This is a genomic window from Streptomyces sp. NPDC001002, from assembly GCF_053599215.1.
In genome coordinates, this window is record NZ_JBSFLV010000015.1 from 41,104 (window position 1) to 57,534 (window position 16,431).

The following is a 16,431-nucleotide window of genomic DNA, read 5'->3' on the forward strand; positions in this document are numbered from 1 at the left end:
AGCCGTAACGCTCCCGAGGGGCCCGAACCGATTCCGGTTCGGGCCCCTCGGCCGTCTCACGCGTCTACCTAGGCATCTCGGTCGCCTCAGGCCTTCGGTGTGTACGCCTCGGCCTCCTTCGACGCGCCCGCCTCCCGTACGACCTTCATGCCGCCCGTGGCGGTCTTGTCCGGCTGCAGGATCACGCTCTCCCGGGAGGACGCGACGGCCGGGTCGGTGAAGTCCTGGACCGTGCCGAAGCCGGAGTCGAAGGCGTCGAGCGTCAGCAGGGCCTTGTCGACGCCCTCGCGGGTGAGGTCCTTGCCCGCGCAGGCCTTCTTCAGGGCCTCGCCGAAGGCCGACGCGGCGGTCCAGCCGGCGACGATGCCGTTGTCGAGGGAGTCCTTCGGATAAGCCGCCTTGTAGTCGGCGACGAGCTTGGTCGCCTGCGGGGTGTCCGCGCCGATCGGCAGCGAGGGCGAGGCGACCCAGTAGTTCTTCGTCAGGGCCGGACCCGCCTGGGTGGCGAGGAGTTGGGGCGCGAACGCGGAGTTGTTGCCGATGACCGGCACGTCGAAGCCGCTCGCCGCCGCGACCCCGACCAGCGAGGCCGCCTGACGGGGTCCCGCGCTGATGACGATCGCCTTGACGCCTGCCTTCTTGAGGGCGGTGACCTGTGCGGTCATGTCGTTGTCGGTCGGCTTGATCTCCTGCTCGACGACGGACAGCCCCGCCTTGCCCGCCATGTACTTGGAGCCGACCAGCGCGCTCTCGCCGTAGTCGCCCTCGAAGTACACGTGCCCGATCTTGTCGCCCTTCTTGATCCCCTTCTCCTTGATCAGGAAGTCGACGGCGTTGATCGTCTCGATGTCGTACGTGGATCCGATGACCCGGATGTACGGGCTGCCCAGGAGCGCCGCCGACCACGCCTGCGGCAGGACGAGACCCTTGTCCTGGCCGTCGACGCGCTGCTTGACCGCCGCGACGAACGGCGAGCCGATGAACTGGGCGAAGCCCAGCACCTTCGGCGCCAGCTCGGTGTAGCCGGAGACGGCCTTCTGCGGGTCGTAGCCGTGGTCGCGGACCGTGAGCGCCACCTTGTAGCCGCAGACGCCCCCGGCCGCGTTCAGCTGCTTCACGTACAGCTGCTGGGCCTGGGTGACGCTCTTGCCGAGGGTCGCGTAGACGCCGGTCATGTCGGTGAGCGCGCCGAGCGTGATGGTCTTGCCGGAGATCCCCTGGCCGGTCTTGATCCCGCCCGCGCCCGCCTTGTCGCCGTCGCCGCTGTCACTGTCCTTGGCCTTGGAGCTGCACCCGGCCAGCACGAGCAGTGCCGCGAGGGCACCCGCCGCGGCTCTGGCCCCGTACGTCCTGTTCATCGTTCCTCCCCTGGATCGGTTCTGACGCGACGCCGGGCGGCCGTACTGACCAGGCCACCGGGCAGGAACAGCACCACCAGCACGACGGCGGCGCCGTAGAGGTACCGGGACGCCTCGCCCGGTGCGATCCCGCCCGTGCCGGGGGCGGAGACCAACGGCAGCGCATCGCTGTAGCGGGTCAGCAGCTGGGGCAGCAGGGAGACGAACACGGCCCCGGCCACCGCGCCGGAGACCGAGCCGAGCCCGCCGATGACGATCATGGCGAGGTACTCCAGAGACAGCGTGATGCCGAAGTAGTCGGGCACGGTCCGCTGGAAGACCAGCGCGAGCAGGACGCCCGCGAGGCCCGCGTACATCGACGACAGCACGAAGACGGCGGCGCGATGACGAGCCACGGGCACACCGAGGACGCCGGCGGCGACGCTGTGGTCCCGGATCGCGTTCATGGCCCGCCCCGGCCGCCCGCGCAGCACTCCACGGGCGAACAGCGCACCGCCGAGCAGCACGACCAGACCCGCGTACCAGAGCTTCTCCGCCGACCCGAACGGCACGGCGGCGACGAGGAGTTCACGGTCGTCGAAGGTGAGGCCGAACAGACTCAGGGGCGGTACGTCACGGCCGTTCGCCCCGCCGGTCAGGTCATGGGCGTTGAACATCACGTGCTGGCCGATGAAGACCAGGGCGAGCGTGGCGATCCCCAGATACGCCCCGCTGAGCCGCCCGGAGATGGGGCTGAACAGCCCGCCCGCGACCCCCGCGACCAGCACCGCGAGCACGGCCGCGAGCCAGGTCGGCAGGCCGAGCCCGGTCAGCCCGTCACCGCCGTCCGCCGCGAACACGCAGTACCCGTAGGCGCCGACGGCGAGGAAGAAGGCGTGCCCCATGGAGAGTTGACCGGTCGCGCCGGTGAGCAGGTTGATGCCGATCGCCCCGATCGCGGCGGCCATCGCGAACAGGCCGGCCTGGAGCCAGAACCGGTCGAGGTAGAAGGGGAGGGCGAGGAGGAGGACGGCTGCGACGACGGCCCAGACGTGTCCGCGGGACCGGATCACCCGCAACGGCTTGACCAGGACCTCAGACACGCGCCAGCTCCTTCGTGCCGAAGAGCCCCGCGGGCCGGATGAGCAGGATCGCGACCATGACGAGATAGGGCGCTAGGTCGCCCAGGCCGCGGCCCAGGAAGGTCAGGTCGCTCTGGTAGCCGGTGGCCAGGGACTCCGTGATGCCGACCAGCAGACCGCCCACCAGCGCTCCCGTCGTGGAGTCGAGGCCGCCGAGGATCGCCGCCGGGAACGCCTTGAGCGCGGCGAGCGAGGTGGCCCGTTCCAGGCCCGGGGTCGGGAAGACGGTGAGGAAGAGCGCGGCCACGGCGGCCAAGCCCCCGGCCACGGCCCACGCGCCCAGCGAGACCCGCCCGAGCCGTACGCCCATCAGCGCGGCGGTCTCCCCGCTCTCCGCCGCAGCCCGCATCGCCACGCCCCAGGACGTGTACCGGAAGGCGAGCAGGAACGCCGTGATGAGCAGCGCGGCGGCCACGAACGCGGCGATCCGCGTGTGCGCGAGGGAGACAGGCCCGATCTTGAGCACGGCGTCGCCCCACGGGTCGCCCAGCGGGATGACGTCCGTGCCGATACGGCGGGTCAGTTCGGTCGTGAGCAGGATGTCGACGCCGATGGTGACGATGGCCAGCACACTGTGGTCGCTGCCCCGGTAGCGCCGGATCACCAGGAACTCCACGGCGGCACCGACCAGCGCGGCCCCCGCGATCCCGACCAACAGCGCGGGCCAGAAGCCGATGTCGTCGTGCAGGGAGGCGGTGATGTAGCCGCCCGCGAGCAGCAGCGAGGCATGGGCGAAGTTGACGACCTCGGTGGCCCGGAAGACCACCACGAAGCCGAGCGCGATGAGCGCGTAGACGGAGCCCAACGAGACGCCGTTGAGCAGGACTTCGGCGAAGGTGCTCATGCTCCGGCCCCCAGGTAGGCGCGTACGACGGCCGGATCGTTCTGTACGTCGGCGGGGACGCCGTCCGCGATCAGGCGCCCGAAGTCCAGTACGGTCACCGCGTCCGCGAGCCGCATCACCACCCCCATGTCGTGTTCCACCAGCACGATCGAGATGCCGAGCCCGTCCCGAACTCCCGCGATGACGGCGGCTGTTCGGCGCCGTTCGTCGGCGGTCATGCCCGCGACCGGCTCGTCCAGGAGCAGCAGGCGCGGTTCCATGCACAGCGCGCGGGCGAGTTCGGCGAGCTTCTGCTGTCCGTACGGGAGCGAACCCGCCGGGCGGTGGAGGCAGTCGGCGATACCGACGAACTCCGCGATCTCCCGGACGCGTTCGCGATGCAGCCGTTCCTCGCGGGCCGCCGAGGGGAGCCCAAGTCCGGCCGCCAGGAAGCCCGTTCGGGTCAGTCGGTGGCGGCCGAGGAGCAGACAGTCCTCGACCGAGGCGCGGGGCGGCAGCGCGAGGTTCTGGAAGATGCGGGCGACACCGAGACCGGCGATGCGGTGCGCGGGCATGCCGGTCAGCTCGTGCGCGCCGAAGCGGACGCTGCCTGCGGTGGCCCGGTAGACCCCCGACAGCACGTTGAAACAGGTCGACTTGCCCGCGCCGTTGGGCCCGATGAGCGCGTGTACCGTGCCGGGGCGGACCGTGAAGCCGACGTCGTCCAGGGCGGTGAGTCCGGCGAACCGGACGGTGAGACCGCGGACTTCGAGGGGGTCGGTCGGGGGTGGGTCGAGCGAATCGGCACCGAGTGCGTCGAGAGAGTCGGTACGGGGTGCGTCGAGCGGATCCGTCCCGGGTGAGCCCAACTGGTCGTCCGTCCGGGGTCCGTCGGCCGGGTCGGTACGCGGCTCTTCGCGCGGCTCCATCCGGCGTCTCACCCCCGCCACCGGGTCAGCGTCCGCCGTGCGCCGCCCGCCCGTTCGGCAGCGGCGCCCGCGTCGGCGTCCGCCGCCGCGTCCTCGCCGACCACGCCCAGGTAGCGGCGGCGCACCTCGTCGGAGGCGGCCAGTTCCTCGGCCGGTCCGGACAGCGTGACCTCGCCGACTTCGAGGACGTACGCGCGTGTGGCGAGACGGAGGGCGAGGGCCGCGTTCTGTTCGACGAGGAGGACGGAGGTGCCCTGGGCGTTGATCTCGCGGACGGTGTCGGCGATGCGCTGGGCCATGAGCGGGGCGAGGCCGAGGGAGGGTTCGTCGAGGAGGAGCACCTTCGGGGCGGCCATCAACGCACGGGCGACGGCGAGCATTTGCTGTTCGCCGCCGGAGAGCAGGCCGGCGCGTTGGGCTGCGCGTTCGGCGAGGACGGGGAAGAGTTCGTGGACGCGGGCGAGGGCGGCGGCCCGGCCCGAGCGGGCGGCTCCGAGGGCGCCCGCGCGCAGGTTGTCGGCGACCGTCATGCGCGCGAACACCCGTCTCCCTTCCGGCACTTGGGACACTCCGGCGGCGACCACGCGGTCCGGCGCGAGTCCGTCGAGGCGCCGGTCGCCCAGGCTGATGCTGCCCTCGGTGATCGCGCCGCCGTGGAAGGAGAGCGTCCGGCTGACCGCCCTGAGCAGCGTGGACTTGCCCGCGCCGTTGCTGCCGAGCACGGTCACCACCGCCCCCTCGGGCACCTCAAGGGACACCCGGCGCACCGCCCGTACGGGTCCGTATCCGACCGACAGATCACGTACGACCAGTCCGGATCCGCCCATGAACTCCCCCTGTTCGACTCGGTGTGGCGCTCACCCCAGCACCGGCGGGGGCGTCCGTCCACGGCTCGTGGCGGAATCGCTGCGCGTGCCCAGCGGGTCGGGCCGGGTGTTGTGCACGCGCACAACACCGCGTGTCAGGGGCCTGTGCGGGACCGTCCCGCGATGGCATCCTCCGGCCATGGGAGCGCGAAGGCCGCGGACCGGTCATGACTGGAAGCTGCTCGCGGAGTCCTGCACGACTCTGCTGGAACGGCTGCCGCAACTCGTCGACGAGCATCTACGGCAGCTCACCGAGTACTCCCCCGTCTACGGGCAGGTGCTCCCGCCCGACCAGCAGTGGCGGGAGGCGGAGGAGGCGATGCGGATCGGCATCGAGACGCTGTCCGCACCCCGGGACTCACCACGCCGGGACCTGGAGTACGCCGAGGACGCGGGCCGGCGCCGGGCCCGGCAGGGCCTGCCGCTCGATCTCCTCGTGCACGCCTACCGCAGCGCGGGCTACCTGCTGTGGGACGCGCTCATCGACGGGGCGGCGGGCCGAGAGCCCGAGCGGCTCACGGCGCTGATGCGCTCGACGACGATGGTGTGGTCGGCGGTGGACGCGCAGGCCCAGACCGCCTCGGAGGCCTACCGGGCCACGGAGGCGGAGTTACGGCGGCGTACGGACGAGCAGTTGCAGGCGCTGCTCGACGCGCTGCTGGAGGGGCAGGCCACGCCTGGGCTCGCGGCGCGGGCGGCGGCGGGGCTCGACCTGCCGGAGCACGGGCCGTACGCCGTGGTCGTGCTGCGCGCCGAGCGACGGGAGCCTGCCGAGCGGCCGGTGCAGGGGGCCGGGTTCCGGTTCATCTGGCGGATGCGGGCCGACGGCGAGGTGGGGGTGGTGGCGCTCGCGCCCGGTCAGGGACTGGACGGCGTCGCGCGCGTGCTCGCCGGGCGCTGCTCGGGTCCTGGCGGGATCAGCCCGGTGGTGCCCGGGCTCGCCGAGCTGGGGCGGGCCCGACGGCTGGCCGAACTGGCGCTGCGCACCTGCCCGCCGGACGGGACCGCGGTCGTACGCCTGGATCAGCGGATGCCGACCGCGCTGGTGGTGAGCCAGCCGGAGCTGGCGGACCGGCTGGTGGCGGACGTGTTCGGCGCGCTCCTGGAGCTGGAGCCCGCCGACCGGGCCGTACTCCTGGAGACCCTCGACGGATGGCTGGCCTGCGAGGGCTCGGCGGGCCGGGCCGCGGCGCGGCTGTACTGCCACCGCAACACGGTCTTCAACCGATTACGGCGGCTGGAACAGCTCACGTCCCGCTCCCTGGCCAGACCCCGGGACCTGATCGAGATGACGCTGGCGCTGGACGCGTATCGGCTGTCGGGGATGCGGAGGTGAACGGGCTTGAGGCGGAAGGGAGTTGGGGGTGAGGACGTGTCTCCGACGGGCCTCGGGCGGACCCGGGAGGTGACCTGCGCGGGCCTCAGACCAGGAAGTCCCGCGCGATCTGCTCCGCGACCTTCTCCAGGATCGGCCCGGCCTCCGTGATGCACTTGGCGATGTCCGGTTCGACGCCGGTCAGCGGGTACGCCCGTCGGAAGCCGGCCTGGCCGAGTGCCTGGGGCTGGAGGGCGAGCCGTCCGCACACCGCGACGACCTCCTTGCCGGCCGCCCGCGCTGCGGTGGCGACGCCCGCGGGGGCCTTGCCGTGCAGGGTCTGTTCGTCCAGGGAGCCCTCGCCGGTGATCACCAGGTCCGCGTGCTCAAGGGCCGACGCGAAGCCGAGGACGTCGAGCATGACCTCGATGCCGGGGCGGAACCGGGCGCCGAGCAGGAGGGCGCCGTAGCCGATACCGCCCGCGGCACCCGCGCCCGGCGCGAGGGCGTACTCGGCGGCCTTGGCGCCGACCGAGTCCTCCAGCACCTTGGCGTAGTGCGCGAGGGCGGCGTCCAGGGCCTCCACGTCGTCCGGCGAGGCGCCCTTCTGCGGCCCGTAGACCGCCGGGGCGCCCTTGGGACCGGTGAGCGGGTTGTCCACGTCGCTGGCGAGCACCAGTTCGACGGAGGCGAAGCGGGGGTCAAGGGCCGACAGGTCGGCGGAGGCCAGCTCGGCCAGACCGCCGCCGCCCGGCGGGACCGGCTCCCCCTCGGCGTCCAGGAAGCGTGCGCCCAGCGCGGACAGCATGCCGGCGCCACCGTCGGTCGTGGCGCTGCCGCCGACCCCGAACACGATGGTCCGCGCGCCCGCGTCGAGCGCGGCCCGCAGCAGTTCCCCGGAGCCGTACGTGGAGGCCGTGAGCGGTGCGAAGACGCCCGCGGGCAGTCGCTGCAGTCCGCTGGCCTCGGCCATCTCGACGACCGCCGTGTCGCCGCGCAGCGCGAAGGCCGCCGTCACCTCGTGCCCGAGCGGTCCCGCGACCCGCACCTCGTGCCGTTCGAAACCGGCCGCGACCGCCGCGTCCACGGTGCCGTCACCGCCGTCGGCCACCGGGAGCGACGCCACCTGGAGCGCCGGGACGATCCGGCGCAGCCCGGTCGTCACCCGCTCGGCGACCTGTACGGCCGTCAGCGAGCCCTTGAACTTGTCCGCGGCGATGAGCACCCGCTGTGTCACCAGTTATCCCCTTGCTCTCCGGGTCCCGCACATGTCAGGACCAGTCGCGCCGCTGTGACCTTAACCGGCGGACGGCCCCGCCGTCATGCCCCGACCGTTCCCTGAGAACGGGGTGGGAACAACGTACGAGCGCGGTGGGAAACCCCTGTGCGGACCGCCGAAGGGGGGACGGACGGGCCGGATTCGGGTAAACCGGGACCATGACCCCTGTGGGCACCGCGCCAGAGCTCGCCGACCGCGTTCTCGGGGGCTGGCTGGGCCGGATCTCGGGCAACATGCTCGGCAAGCCGGTCGAGCAGGGCGACCTGTGGACGCGGGACCGGATCGACCGCTATCTGCGGCAGGCCGCCGCCCTGCCGCTCACCGACTACCTGCCCGCGCCCGCCGACGAGAGCGACGGCTTCGAACTGCGCCCCGAGTGGCGCCAGTGCGTGCGCGGCCGCATCCACGGCAGCTGCCGGGACGACGACGTCGACTACGCGATCCTCGGGCTCGACCTGCTGGAGACCCACGGTTTCGGCTTCAGCACCGAGCAGGTCGGCGATCTGTGGCTGCTGCGGCTGCCGTATCTGCAGACCTACACGGCGGAGCGGGCCGCGTACCGCAACCTCGCCAACGGGCTCAAGCCGCCGCTGACGGCGACGTACGACAACCCGTACCAGGAGTGGATCGGCGCGCTGATCCGCGCCGACATCTACGGCTGGACCTGCCCGGGCGTCCCCCGCCGCGCCGCCTCCCTGGCCCGCCGGGACGCGGTCCTGTCGCATACGGGCAACGGGGTCTACGGCGCGATGTGGGCGGCGGCGCTGATCGCTGCGGCCTTCACCGCGCCGACCGTCCGGAACGCGGTGGACCAGGCACTGGCCGTCATCCCGGCGGGCAGCCGGCTGGCCCGTACCGTGCGCCGGGTCGTCTCGCTCCACGACACCCGCATGACCTGGGAGGACACGCTCACGACGGTGTCCGAGGAGACCGCCGGACTCGGCTGGATCCACACCATCCCGAACGCGGCGGTGCTCACCGCGGGACTTCTGTACGGCGACGGCGACTTCACCCGCACCATCACCCTCACCGTCCGCGGCGGCCTGGACACCGACTCCAACGGCGCGACCGCCGGCTCGGTGGCGGGCGTACTGACCGGCGCGGACGCCATCCCGGCGCAGTGGAAGGAGCCGCTGGAGGACACGGTACGCAGCGCGGTCTTCGGCTTCGACCGGGCTCGAATCAGTGAACTGGCGGAGCGGACGGTGCAGTTGGCGGATGTCGACGCCTGATCGGCGCGAGTGCGTGAACGGGCCCGGGCCGAACCCGATCCGCTGCTCGCCCTCGCCCGGCGGTGAGTCCGATGTGCGTCCGCGCGGGCTGGTTACCCTTCCAGAATGACCACCCAAGACTTCGCCACGTACATCGCCGGACTGCCCCGCGTGCTCGCCGGTGCCGCCGCCCTCTTCCGTGACGCCGCGGGCCGGGTCCTGCTCGTCGAGCCCAACTACCGTGAGGGTTGGGCGCTTCCGGGCGGCACGATCGAGTCCGACGACGGCGAGACCCCGCGCCAGGGCGCGCGCCGCGAAACCCTTGAGGAGATCGGCCTCGACCGCGAACTCGGGCAACTCCTCGCGGTGGACTGGGTGTACCGGCCGACCTGGCCGCCGCTGGTGGCGTACCTGTACGACGGCGGAGTCCTCACCGAGGACGACTTCAAGGCGATCCGCCTCCAGGAGGAGGAGCTGCTGTCGTGGCGCCTGGTGGAGCCCGACCAGCTCGGCGAGTACCTCCAGGGCACCCTCGGTCACCGGGTCCTGGTCGCCTTGGACGTCCTCACATCGGGCTCCGGCACGGCGGAACTGGAGAACGGGCAGCGGGTCGGCTGACGGGGGCCGGCCGGCACAGTCGGCGTCCGGGTCGGCCGGTCCGATGACCGTGCTCGACAGCACCGCACCCGACCTCGGCGATATCCGTTGGCCGCGCGCGGATGCGCCGACCTACGCTCGACGCCATGAGCAGACCACTTGTCGCCCTTCTCAGCGGCGCGGGTATCTCCACCGATTCCGGCATCCCCGACTACCGCGGCCCCAACGGCCTGTGGCGGAAGGATCCCGAGGCCGAGAAGCTCGTGACGTACGAGTACTACATGAACGACCCGGAGATCCGCCGCCGTTCATGGCAGATGCGGCGCAAGAACCGCACCCTCACGGCCGAACCGAACGCCGCGCACGTGGCGGTGGCGGAGCTGGAGCGAGCCGGGGTTCCGGTGCGGGTGCTCACGCAGAACGTCGACGGGCTGCACCAGCGGGCCGGCCTGCCCGCCCGCAAAGTGCTCGAACTGCACGGCAGCGCACGGAGTTTCGTGTGCACCAAGTGCGGTGCGCGCGGGCCGATGGAGGACGCGATCGCCCGCGTCGAGGCCGGCGAGGAGGATCCGCCCTGCCTCGACTGCGGCGGCATCCTGAAGTCGGCGACCGTCTTCTTCGGCGAACACCTCGACCCGGTGGTCCTCGGCGAAGCCGCCGCCATCGCCAAGGCCTGCCAGGTGTTCATCGCCGTCGGCAGCAGCCTCCAGGTACACCCCGCGGCAGGACTCGCCGGAGTCGCCGCCGACCACGGCGCACGCCTCGTCATCGTCAACGCCGAACCGACCCCGTACGACGAACGGGCCGACGAGGTCGTACGGGAACCGATCGGCACAGCCCTGCCCGTGCTGCTGCGCCGGCTGAGCGCCTAGTACTTCAGCTGTAGATCGCGATCTTCATGCGTAAGTGGCTTGCCGTTGATAGTGGCTGGCTCGGGATCGGGCTTGGTGGCGACGTCGCCAGTGGGACCCTTCGAGTCGGTGGGCCGCGTCGTGGGTGCGTCGGACGTCCAGCGTCTGACCTGATGTTCGTCCAGTCCGGCCGGGCCCTTGCCGGACTGGAAGGTTTCCTCGACGGTCCATCTGCGTCCGACGACCCGCACCAGGGTGGACAGTGGGACCTGGGCGGCTGAGTAGCAGCGGTAGAAGGCAAGTTCCCGGGTTCGCGGGTTGCGGCGGACGAGCAGTTGGTGGCCGGTCCGGTCGTCGGCGATGTCGGCCAGGATGCGGGGACGCTGGCATCCAGTGCCCGGCCGATCATGCGGGCGGCGAGTACGGGTTTCGTGGTGAAGGCGACGCTGTCGGGTATCCCGGCGGCCTGGCAGCGGGCCGGATCATCGGTCCAGGAAAGCGGGACATACAGTTCAGGTCGATCGCCGCGTGTCCGAGCACGGTGGAGTAGGAGAGGTAGACGGCGACCTGGCTGTTCTCGATGCGCCCGGCGGTGCCGGTGTTCTGGCGCTGCACGCCCACCGTTGCGGCGCCCCACTTGGCCCTCGCCGGCAGGTGCTGCAGACCGTGCGGGGTCGCGTCCCCAACAGCACGACCACGAACCGCTGTTGGAGCACTCGCAGGTCGGTGGAGATCGCGAGGGGCCACTGTCAGTGCCGGGTGATAGGAAGCTGGCATGACCGAGACACCTGCCTTCGAAGACCTGCTGGCCCTGGTCCAAGACCGCTCCGCCGCCCTGCGCAGCAGCGTCGCGGCGTCCCCCGATCTGGATGTCCGCGTCCCCAGCTGCCCCGACTGGTCACTCCGTGACCTCGTTGAGCACCTCACCGAGGTGCACCGGTTCTGGGCGGCGGCGGTCGTAGCCGGTCCCAGCGAGAAGCCCCCGACCGTGGCACTGTCCGATGACACGCTGTCAGCCGACCTACTGGCCCGTTCGGCCGCAGCCACCCAGGAACTGGTCGCCGCCCTGCAAGCCGCAGGTCCCGCGGTGGACTGCTGGACATGGTGGGGCGACTCCGACGTCCCGACGACCAGTAGTGCCGTGGCGCGCCATCAGGTCCAGGAGGCTGCTGTCCACGCCTTCGACGCCCAGCTCGCCACCTCAACTCCCCAGCCCATCCCCACGGCTGTCGCACTCGACGGCATCGCCGAGTTCATCGGCATCAGCCATGGCACTGCCGGCCCCTGGCCGCACGAGCCGGCCCGGATCGGCCTGCACGCCGCCGAGGGCCAGTCATGGCTGCTCGAACTGACGACATCGGGCTCACACCTCATCGACGGCCACCATGAAACGAACGCCGACCTCCACGGATCCGCAAGCAACCTGTTGCTCGCCATGCACGGCCGCGTCCCCATGGACAACCTGCGAAGCGAGGGTGACCGCGCCACCCTGGAGAACCTCCTGAACTGGCCAGACTTGGGCTGATCTTTCAGCCCCGGAAACCCCCCTGCAGGCCGGCTCGCCGACGCCCCGATTACCAGGAAGCAGAACCCCGCGGCAGGACTCGCCGGAGTCGCCGCCGACCACGGCGCCCGGCTCGTCATCGTCAACGCCGAGCCGACCCCGTACGACGCACGCGCCGACGAGGTCGTACGAGAACCGATCGGCACAGCCCTGCCCGCGCTGCTGCGCCGGCTGGGCGCGGGGGACGAGTGACCGCTCGCCCGGCGGGTCTCCTAAGAGGCCCGCAGGGTCTCCTCAGGGGCCCTTGCGGGTGAAGGTCACGTGCGTGACGCCGGTGGGCGACGAGGTGGCCTCGACCGCGTAGTCCTTCTCCACGTCCTCAAGGCCGTCCCAGAGGCGTACGCCCCGGCCGAGCAGGATCGGGACCACCACGACGTGCATACGGTCGATGAGGCCGGCGGCGAGGAAGTCGCGGACCACGGTGACTCCCCCGCCGATGCGTACGTCCTGGCCGTCGGCGGCATCGCGGGCCGTCTCCAGCGCCTTGTCGGGGGACGTGTCGAGGAAGTGGAACGTCGTGCCGCCCTCCATCTCGATCGACGGGCGCGGGTGGTGGGTGAGGACGAACGTCGGTGTGTGGAACGGGGGGTTGGGCCCCCACCACCCCTTCCACTCCGGGTCCTCGTGCCAGCCGGGCGGGCCGAACTTGCCGGCGCCCATGATCTCGGCGCCGATCCCTGGCTCGAACTGGCGGGCGAAGGCGTCGTCGACGCCGCCGGTCCCGCCCGCACCTCCTGTCATGCCGTGCCAGAACCCAGTGGTGAACATCCACTGGTGCAGCCTTTCGCCGGCATGGCCGAAGGGCGCGTCCTTGCTCTGGACGTCACCGGTGCCGAAGCCGTCGAGCGAGATCGAGAAGTTGTGCACACGGGCGTGAGACATGAGTGGCGACCCCTTTCCTCTGCGGCCCAGTCTCGTCGAATCGGCCCGGTCTCGCAGAGGTAGTGGACAATGGCCGGTCGACGGTCAGCCGCCCGGTACGGCGATTGGGAGAGGTCCGGTCCCTAGGACCCGGCGGGCACTCGCGTCACCCGCACGCCCGCCTCCGCCAGCACCGCGCAAGTCGCCGCGTCCGCCGACGTGTTGGTGACCACGGTGTCCAGCTCCTCGGGGCCGCAGATCTTGACCATGCCCGTGCCGGGGAACTTGGTGTGGTCGGCGAGGAGGGTCACCTTGTCGCTGGCGGCGATCATGGCGCGCCTGGCGGGCACCTCGGCGACGGTGGTGTCCATGACCTGACCCGCGGGGCGGATGCCGCAGGCACCCATGAAGAGCCAATCGGCGTGCACCTGACGGAGGTTGTCCTCGGCCACGAAGCCGTCCAGCATGCGTGACTCACGGATGACCATGCCGCCCAGCAGCATCAGTTCGACACTGTCGTCCGGGAGGAGTTCGTCGTACACCACGAGGTTGTTGGTGATCACGGTGATCCGGCGTCCGTGCAGCCGACGGGCCAGGCGGTGGACGGTCGTGCCGGAGTCGAGGATGATCGACTGGCCGTCCTCGATCAGCGTGGCCGCGTGGGCGGCTATCGCGTCCTTCTCCGCCACCTGGGCCTCGGCGGCCTCGACGAAGGGTGCGGCACCGCCCTCTTCGATCACCGCCCCGCCGTGGACCCGGGTGAGCAGGCCGTCGTCCTCCAGTTTGAGGAGATCACGGCGTACGGTCGCGGGGCTGGCCGCAAGCTGACCCGCGAGGTCCGTCACGGTGACGGTGCCGCCGGATCGCAACGCCCGCAGGATGAGTTGGTGTCGTTGTTCAGCCAGCACGCCACGGAACACTACACGTCACCGGCCCGCACAACTCGGTTGCTGACGTGGGCGATTGAGGTACTGGGCGGCTAGAACAGCGTCGCGCCGCTCTCGACCGCACCGCCCTCGAACGCCAGCAGTCGCTGCTTGCGGTCCAGGCCGCCGCCGTAGCCCGTCAGACTGCCGCTCGCGCCGACTACCCGGTGGCAGGGGACGATGATGCCGATGGGGTTCTTGCCGTTGGCGAGGCCTACCGCGCGGGAGGCGCCCGGGTTGCCGAGGGCGTCGGCCAGATCGCCGTAGGAGCGGGTCTCGCCGTAGGGGATCAGGTTGAGCTGGTCCCAGACGCTGCGCTGGAACGGGGTGCCGATCAGCTTCAGGTCGAGGGTGAACTCCTTCAACTCGCCCGCGAAATAGGCCTCCAGTTGCTCCTCGGCCTCGCTGAAGAGCGTTTCGTCGCGGGGGCCGAAGGTCTCCTCGGGTGGTCGGTGGCGCTGTTCGGTCATGTAGAGACCGCACAGGACACCGTCGTCGGCGACGAGGGTGAGGGGGCCGTAGGGGCTGGGGATGACGGTGTGCTGCTTCATTTTCTGCGCATGCCCTTACATCTACGAATACATCCGTGAAAGCGCTTATACCGGGAGGAAGTTGATCGGGTGACTGTCGGTCGCCCACAGGTACTGGGTCGCGTACGCCCGCCAGGGGCGCCAGGCCGCCGCTCGGGTCGTGAGGGCCGCCGGTGTGGACGGGAGGCCCAACTCCTGGGCGGCGCGGCGGATTCCGAGGTCGGTGGCGAGGAACGCGTCCGGGTCGCCGAGGGCGCGCATCGCGATGACGTCGGCCGTCCAGGGGCCGAAGCCGGGAAGGGAGAGGAGCGCGGCCCGGGTCTCGGGCCAGTCGCTCTCCGGTCCCAAGTGGAGTGTGCCGTCGGCCAGTTGGCGTACGAGTGTGGTGAAGGTGATGCGGCGGGTGCGGGGCATCGCCAGGGACTCCGGGTCCAGGGCGGCGAGCGCCTCCGGGGTCGGGAAGAGGTGGGTGAGGCCGCCCTCGGGGTCCTCCACCGGGTCGCCGTGCGCGGTGACCAGGCGGGCCGCGTGCGTGCGGGCCGCGGCGGTGGAGACCTGCTGACCCAGCACGGCGCGTACGGCGAACTCCGCCTCGTCGACCGTGCGCGGGACCCGTCGGCCCGGCGCCTTGTCGACGAGCGGGGCGAGCAACGGGTCCGTGCGGAGCTGGTCGTCGATCGCGACCGGGTCGGCATCCAGGTCGAGCATGCGGCGGCAGCGGCTGATGGCGACCGTGAGGTCGCGCAGGTCGCTGAGGGTGAGCCGGCAGGCGATGTGGTCGGCGGCCGGGGTGAGCGCGACGATGCCGTGTCCGTACGGGAGACGGAGGGTGCGGCGGTAGGCGCCGTCCCGCCACTCCTCCACCCCTGGTACGGCGGTCGCCGCGAGGTGGCCGAAGAGGTTGTCGGGGTTGAGCGGGGCGCGGAAGGGGAGGCGGAGTGTCAGCACTCCGGGGGTGAGGGCCGCCGTGGCCCTCTTGGGGCGGCGATTGCGCAGTTCGGTCGGGGAGAGGGCGAAGACCTCGCGCACGGTGTCGTTGAAGGTGCGGATCGAGGAGAAGCCGGCCGCGAAGGCGAGCTCCGCCATCGGGAGCGGGGTCGTCTCGATCAACAGGCGTGCGGTCTGGGCGCGTTGGGCCCGCGCGAGCGCGAGCGGCCCGGCGCCGACCTCGGCGAGCAGCTGGCGTTCGACCTGCCGGGTGCTGTAGCCGAGGCGGGCGGCGAGGCCGGGTACGCCGTCGCGGTCCACGACACCGTCGGCGATCAGCCGCATCGCGCGGGCGACGAGGTCGGCACGCTGGTTCCACTCCGGGGAACCGGGGCTGGTGTCGGGCCGGCACCGCTTGCAGGCCCGGAATCCGGCCTGCTGGCAGGCCGCCGCGCTGGGGTAGAAGACCATGTTCTCGGGCTTGGGCGGGACCACGGGGCAACTCGCCCGGCAGTAGATCCGGGTCGTCAGGACCGCCGTGAAGAACCAGCCGTCGAAGCGCGCGTCCTTGGACTGGACGGCGCGTACGCAGCGCTCTCGGTCGGTGTGCATCCCGTTATGCATGCGTCCAGCATCGGCGATGCGCGAGGGCGAGGCTGGCGAGAATCCGACATCAACCTTGCGTGCCCTGGGGCACCTCGGATCACCGGCCGACCTCACTCATCCGCCGACCCCGCGACCCCACGTCATGCCGGCTTGCTGCCCACCGTGTCCTGCTGCGAGGCCAGCGCCCAGATGACGAACACGTCGATGGCCATCATGACCAGGGACCACAGGGGCGAGTACGGCAGGAACAGGAACTGCGCGACCAGGCTCAGCGAGGCCAGGAAGATGCCGGTGAACCGCGCCCAGGACTCGCCCCTGAGCACGCCCCAGCCGGTGACTGCGACGAGGGCGCCGAGGATGACGTGGATCCAGCCCCAGCCGGTGAGGTTGAGCTCGTAGACGTAGCTGCCGACACGGCCGTACACGTCGTCCTTGGCGATCGCTGCGATGCCCTGCAGGACAGCGAGGACACCGCTGCACAGCATCAGCACACCGGCGAAGACGACACCGCCGGACACCCAGCCGTCGCCGTCCCCTCCGGGGCGCGCGGAACGCGGGGCGGACGGGGTGCCGGAGGGCGTGCCGGTCGGGTGCGCTGCCTGCTGGCTCATGGGTCCTGGTCCCTTCTGAGGCCCCCGCTTCGGTGAGACCGAGCCTTCGGCCGAGG

16 protein-coding genes and 2 pseudogenes are annotated in these 16,431 nt (G+C 71.5%); 6 read left to right on the forward strand and 12 right to left on the reverse strand.

Going from position 1 to position 16,431, the window contains the following annotated elements:
• Nucleotides 1–86: 86 nt before the first annotated feature.
• The 5 genes from ACWDR3_RS10115 to ACWDR3_RS10135 are packed head-to-tail and all read right to left on the reverse strand — an operon-like array spanning nt 87 to nt 5,058.
• Complete coding sequence (locus ACWDR3_RS10115; RefSeq protein WP_450351998.1) at nt 87–1,358, reverse strand: ABC transporter substrate-binding protein; 1,272 nt, start codon at nt 1,356–1,358, stop codon at nt 87–89.
• On the reverse strand, nt 1,355–2,440 hold the full coding sequence (locus tag ACWDR3_RS10120) for a branched-chain amino acid ABC transporter permease (RefSeq protein WP_450351999.1): 1,086 nt from the start codon (nt 2,438–2,440) through the stop codon (nt 1,355–1,357). Before ACWDR3_RS10120 ends, ACWDR3_RS10115 begins: the two co-directional genes overlap by 4 nt.
• Nucleotides 2,433–3,323, reverse strand: a complete 891-nt coding sequence (locus tag ACWDR3_RS10125) for a branched-chain amino acid ABC transporter permease (protein ID WP_450352000.1) — start codon at nt 3,321–3,323, stop codon at nt 2,433–2,435. The genes ACWDR3_RS10120 and ACWDR3_RS10125 overlap by 8 nt, the downstream gene beginning before the upstream one ends.
• Complete coding sequence (locus ACWDR3_RS10130) at nt 3,320–4,231, reverse strand: ABC transporter ATP-binding protein (RefSeq protein WP_450352001.1); 912 nt, start codon at nt 4,229–4,231, stop codon at nt 3,320–3,322. The genes ACWDR3_RS10125 and ACWDR3_RS10130 overlap by 4 nt, the downstream gene beginning before the upstream one ends.
• Nucleotides 4,232–4,239: 8 nt before the next feature.
• On the reverse strand, nt 4,240–5,058 hold the full coding sequence (locus tag ACWDR3_RS10135) for an ABC transporter ATP-binding protein (RefSeq protein ID WP_450352002.1): 819 nt from the start codon (nt 5,056–5,058) through the stop codon (nt 4,240–4,242).
• Nucleotides 5,059–5,236: 178 nt separating this feature from the next.
• Here ACWDR3_RS10135 and ACWDR3_RS10140 point away from each other — a divergent pair, with 178 nt between their 5' ends.
• Nucleotides 5,237–6,433 (forward strand): PucR family transcriptional regulator, encoded by a 1,197-nt coding sequence (locus tag ACWDR3_RS10140; RefSeq protein ID WP_450352003.1) that lies wholly within the window; start codon nt 5,237–5,239, stop codon nt 6,431–6,433.
• 85 nt (nt 6,434–6,518) lie between these two features.
• Here the strand turns inward: ACWDR3_RS10140 and ACWDR3_RS10145 are convergent, their stop codons facing one another.
• Nucleotides 6,519–7,637, reverse strand: a complete 1,119-nt coding sequence (locus ACWDR3_RS10145; protein WP_450352049.1) for a glycerate kinase — start codon at nt 7,635–7,637, stop codon at nt 6,519–6,521.
• Nucleotides 7,638–7,849: 212 nt separating this feature from the next.
• Here ACWDR3_RS10145 and ACWDR3_RS10150 point away from each other — a divergent pair, with 212 nt between their 5' ends.
• From ACWDR3_RS10150 to ACWDR3_RS10160, 3 genes are all read left to right on the forward strand, one after another.
• Nucleotides 7,850–8,923 carry an ADP-ribosylglycohydrolase family protein gene (locus ACWDR3_RS10150; protein ID WP_450352004.1) on the forward strand — a complete coding sequence of 358 codons (1,074 nt, stop codon included), beginning with the start codon at nt 7,850–7,852 and terminating at the stop codon, nt 8,921–8,923.
• A 105-nt stretch (nt 8,924–9,028) separates the two neighbouring features.
• A complete protein-coding gene (locus tag ACWDR3_RS10155) occupies nt 9,029–9,520 on the forward strand; it encodes an NUDIX domain-containing protein (protein WP_450352005.1) in 492 nt (163 codons plus the stop codon).
• Nucleotides 9,521–9,645: 125 nt separating this feature from the next.
• On the forward strand, nt 9,646–10,371 hold the full coding sequence (locus ACWDR3_RS10160) for an SIR2 family NAD-dependent protein deacylase (protein ID WP_450352006.1): 726 nt from the start codon (nt 9,646–9,648) through the stop codon (nt 10,369–10,371).
• Between the two features lie 24 nt (nt 10,372–10,395).
• Here ACWDR3_RS10160 and ACWDR3_RS10165 read toward each other — a convergent pair.
• Nucleotides 10,396–10,938 (reverse strand): annotated as a pseudogene (locus ACWDR3_RS10165) (transposase); the annotation flags it as partial.
• A gap of 187 nt (nt 10,939–11,125) precedes the next feature.
• On the opposite strand from ACWDR3_RS10165, the gene ACWDR3_RS10170 reads away from it, so the two are divergent.
• Entirely contained in the window at nt 11,126–11,875 is a 750-nt protein-coding gene (locus ACWDR3_RS10170; protein WP_450352007.1) for a maleylpyruvate isomerase family mycothiol-dependent enzyme, read from the forward strand.
• 63 nt (nt 11,876–11,938) lie between these two features.
• Nucleotides 11,939–12,106 (forward strand): annotated as a pseudogene (locus tag ACWDR3_RS10175) (NAD-dependent deacetylase); the annotation flags it as partial.
• Nucleotides 12,107–12,148: 42 nt separating this feature from the next.
• On the opposite strand, the gene ACWDR3_RS10180 reads toward ACWDR3_RS10175, so the two are convergent.
• The 5 genes from ACWDR3_RS10180 to ACWDR3_RS10200 all read right to left on the reverse strand — a co-directional run bounded on the left by ACWDR3_RS10180 (nt 12,149) and on the right by ACWDR3_RS10200 (nt 16,375).
• Entirely contained in the window at nt 12,149–12,796 is a 648-nt protein-coding gene (locus ACWDR3_RS10180) for a dihydrofolate reductase family protein (protein WP_450352008.1), read from the reverse strand.
• 122 nt (nt 12,797–12,918) lie between these two features.
• Nucleotides 12,919–13,683, reverse strand: coding sequence for a DeoR/GlpR family DNA-binding transcription regulator (locus ACWDR3_RS10185; protein ID WP_450352009.1), 765 nt, complete (start codon nt 13,681–13,683; stop codon nt 12,919–12,921).
• 71 nt (nt 13,684–13,754) lie between these two features.
• On the reverse strand, nt 13,755–14,252 hold the full coding sequence (locus ACWDR3_RS10190) for a methylated-DNA--[protein]-cysteine S-methyltransferase (RefSeq protein ID WP_450352010.1): 498 nt from the start codon (nt 14,250–14,252) through the stop codon (nt 13,755–13,757).
• A gap of 45 nt (nt 14,253–14,297) precedes the next feature.
• Nucleotides 14,298–15,770, reverse strand: coding sequence for an AlkA N-terminal domain-containing protein (locus ACWDR3_RS10195; protein WP_450352011.1), 1,473 nt, complete (start codon nt 15,768–15,770; stop codon nt 14,298–14,300).
• Between the two features lie 134 nt (nt 15,771–15,904).
• Nucleotides 15,905–16,375: a DUF7144 family membrane protein gene (locus tag ACWDR3_RS10200; RefSeq protein WP_450352012.1), complete on the reverse strand. Its 471-nt coding sequence runs from the start codon at nt 16,373–16,375 to the stop codon at nt 15,905–15,907.
• Nucleotides 16,376–16,431 lie beyond the last annotated feature (56 nt).

Coding starts and splice junctions, on each gene's coding strand:
- ACWDR3_RS10115 (WP_450351998.1), bottom strand. CDS start 1,358: ATGAACAGGACGTACGGGGCCAGAGCCGCGGCGGGTGCCCTCGCGGCA.
- ACWDR3_RS10125 (WP_450352000.1), bottom strand. CDS start 3,323: ATGAGCACCTTCGCCGAAGTCCTGCTCAACGGCGTCTCGTTGGGCTCC.
- ACWDR3_RS10130 (WP_450352001.1), bottom strand. CDS start 4,231: ATGGAGCCGCGCGAAGAGCCGCGTACCGACCCGGCCGACGGACCCCGG.
- ACWDR3_RS10135 (WP_450352002.1), bottom strand. CDS start 5,058: ATGGGCGGATCCGGACTGGTCGTACGTGATCTGTCGGTCGGATACGGA.
- ACWDR3_RS10140 (WP_450352003.1), top strand. CDS start 5,237: ATGGGAGCGCGAAGGCCGCGGACCGGTCATGACTGGAAGCTGCTCGCG.
- ACWDR3_RS10150 (WP_450352004.1), top strand. CDS start 7,850: ATGACCCCTGTGGGCACCGCGCCAGAGCTCGCCGACCGCGTTCTCGGG.
- ACWDR3_RS10155 (WP_450352005.1), top strand. CDS start 9,029: ATGACCACCCAAGACTTCGCCACGTACATCGCCGGACTGCCCCGCGTG.
- ACWDR3_RS10160 (WP_450352006.1), top strand. CDS start 9,646: ATGAGCAGACCACTTGTCGCCCTTCTCAGCGGCGCGGGTATCTCCACC.
- ACWDR3_RS10170 (WP_450352007.1), top strand. CDS start 11,126: ATGACCGAGACACCTGCCTTCGAAGACCTGCTGGCCCTGGTCCAAGAC.
- ACWDR3_RS10180 (WP_450352008.1), bottom strand. CDS start 12,796: ATGTCTCACGCCCGTGTGCACAACTTCTCGATCTCGCTCGACGGCTTC.
- ACWDR3_RS10190 (WP_450352010.1), bottom strand. CDS start 14,252: ATGAAGCAGCACACCGTCATCCCCAGCCCCTACGGCCCCCTCACCCTC.
- ACWDR3_RS10195 (WP_450352011.1), bottom strand. CDS start 15,770: ATGCACACCGACCGAGAGCGCTGCGTACGCGCCGTCCAGTCCAAGGAC.
- ACWDR3_RS10200 (WP_450352012.1), bottom strand. CDS start 16,375: ATGAGCCAGCAGGCAGCGCACCCGACCGGCACGCCCTCCGGCACCCCG.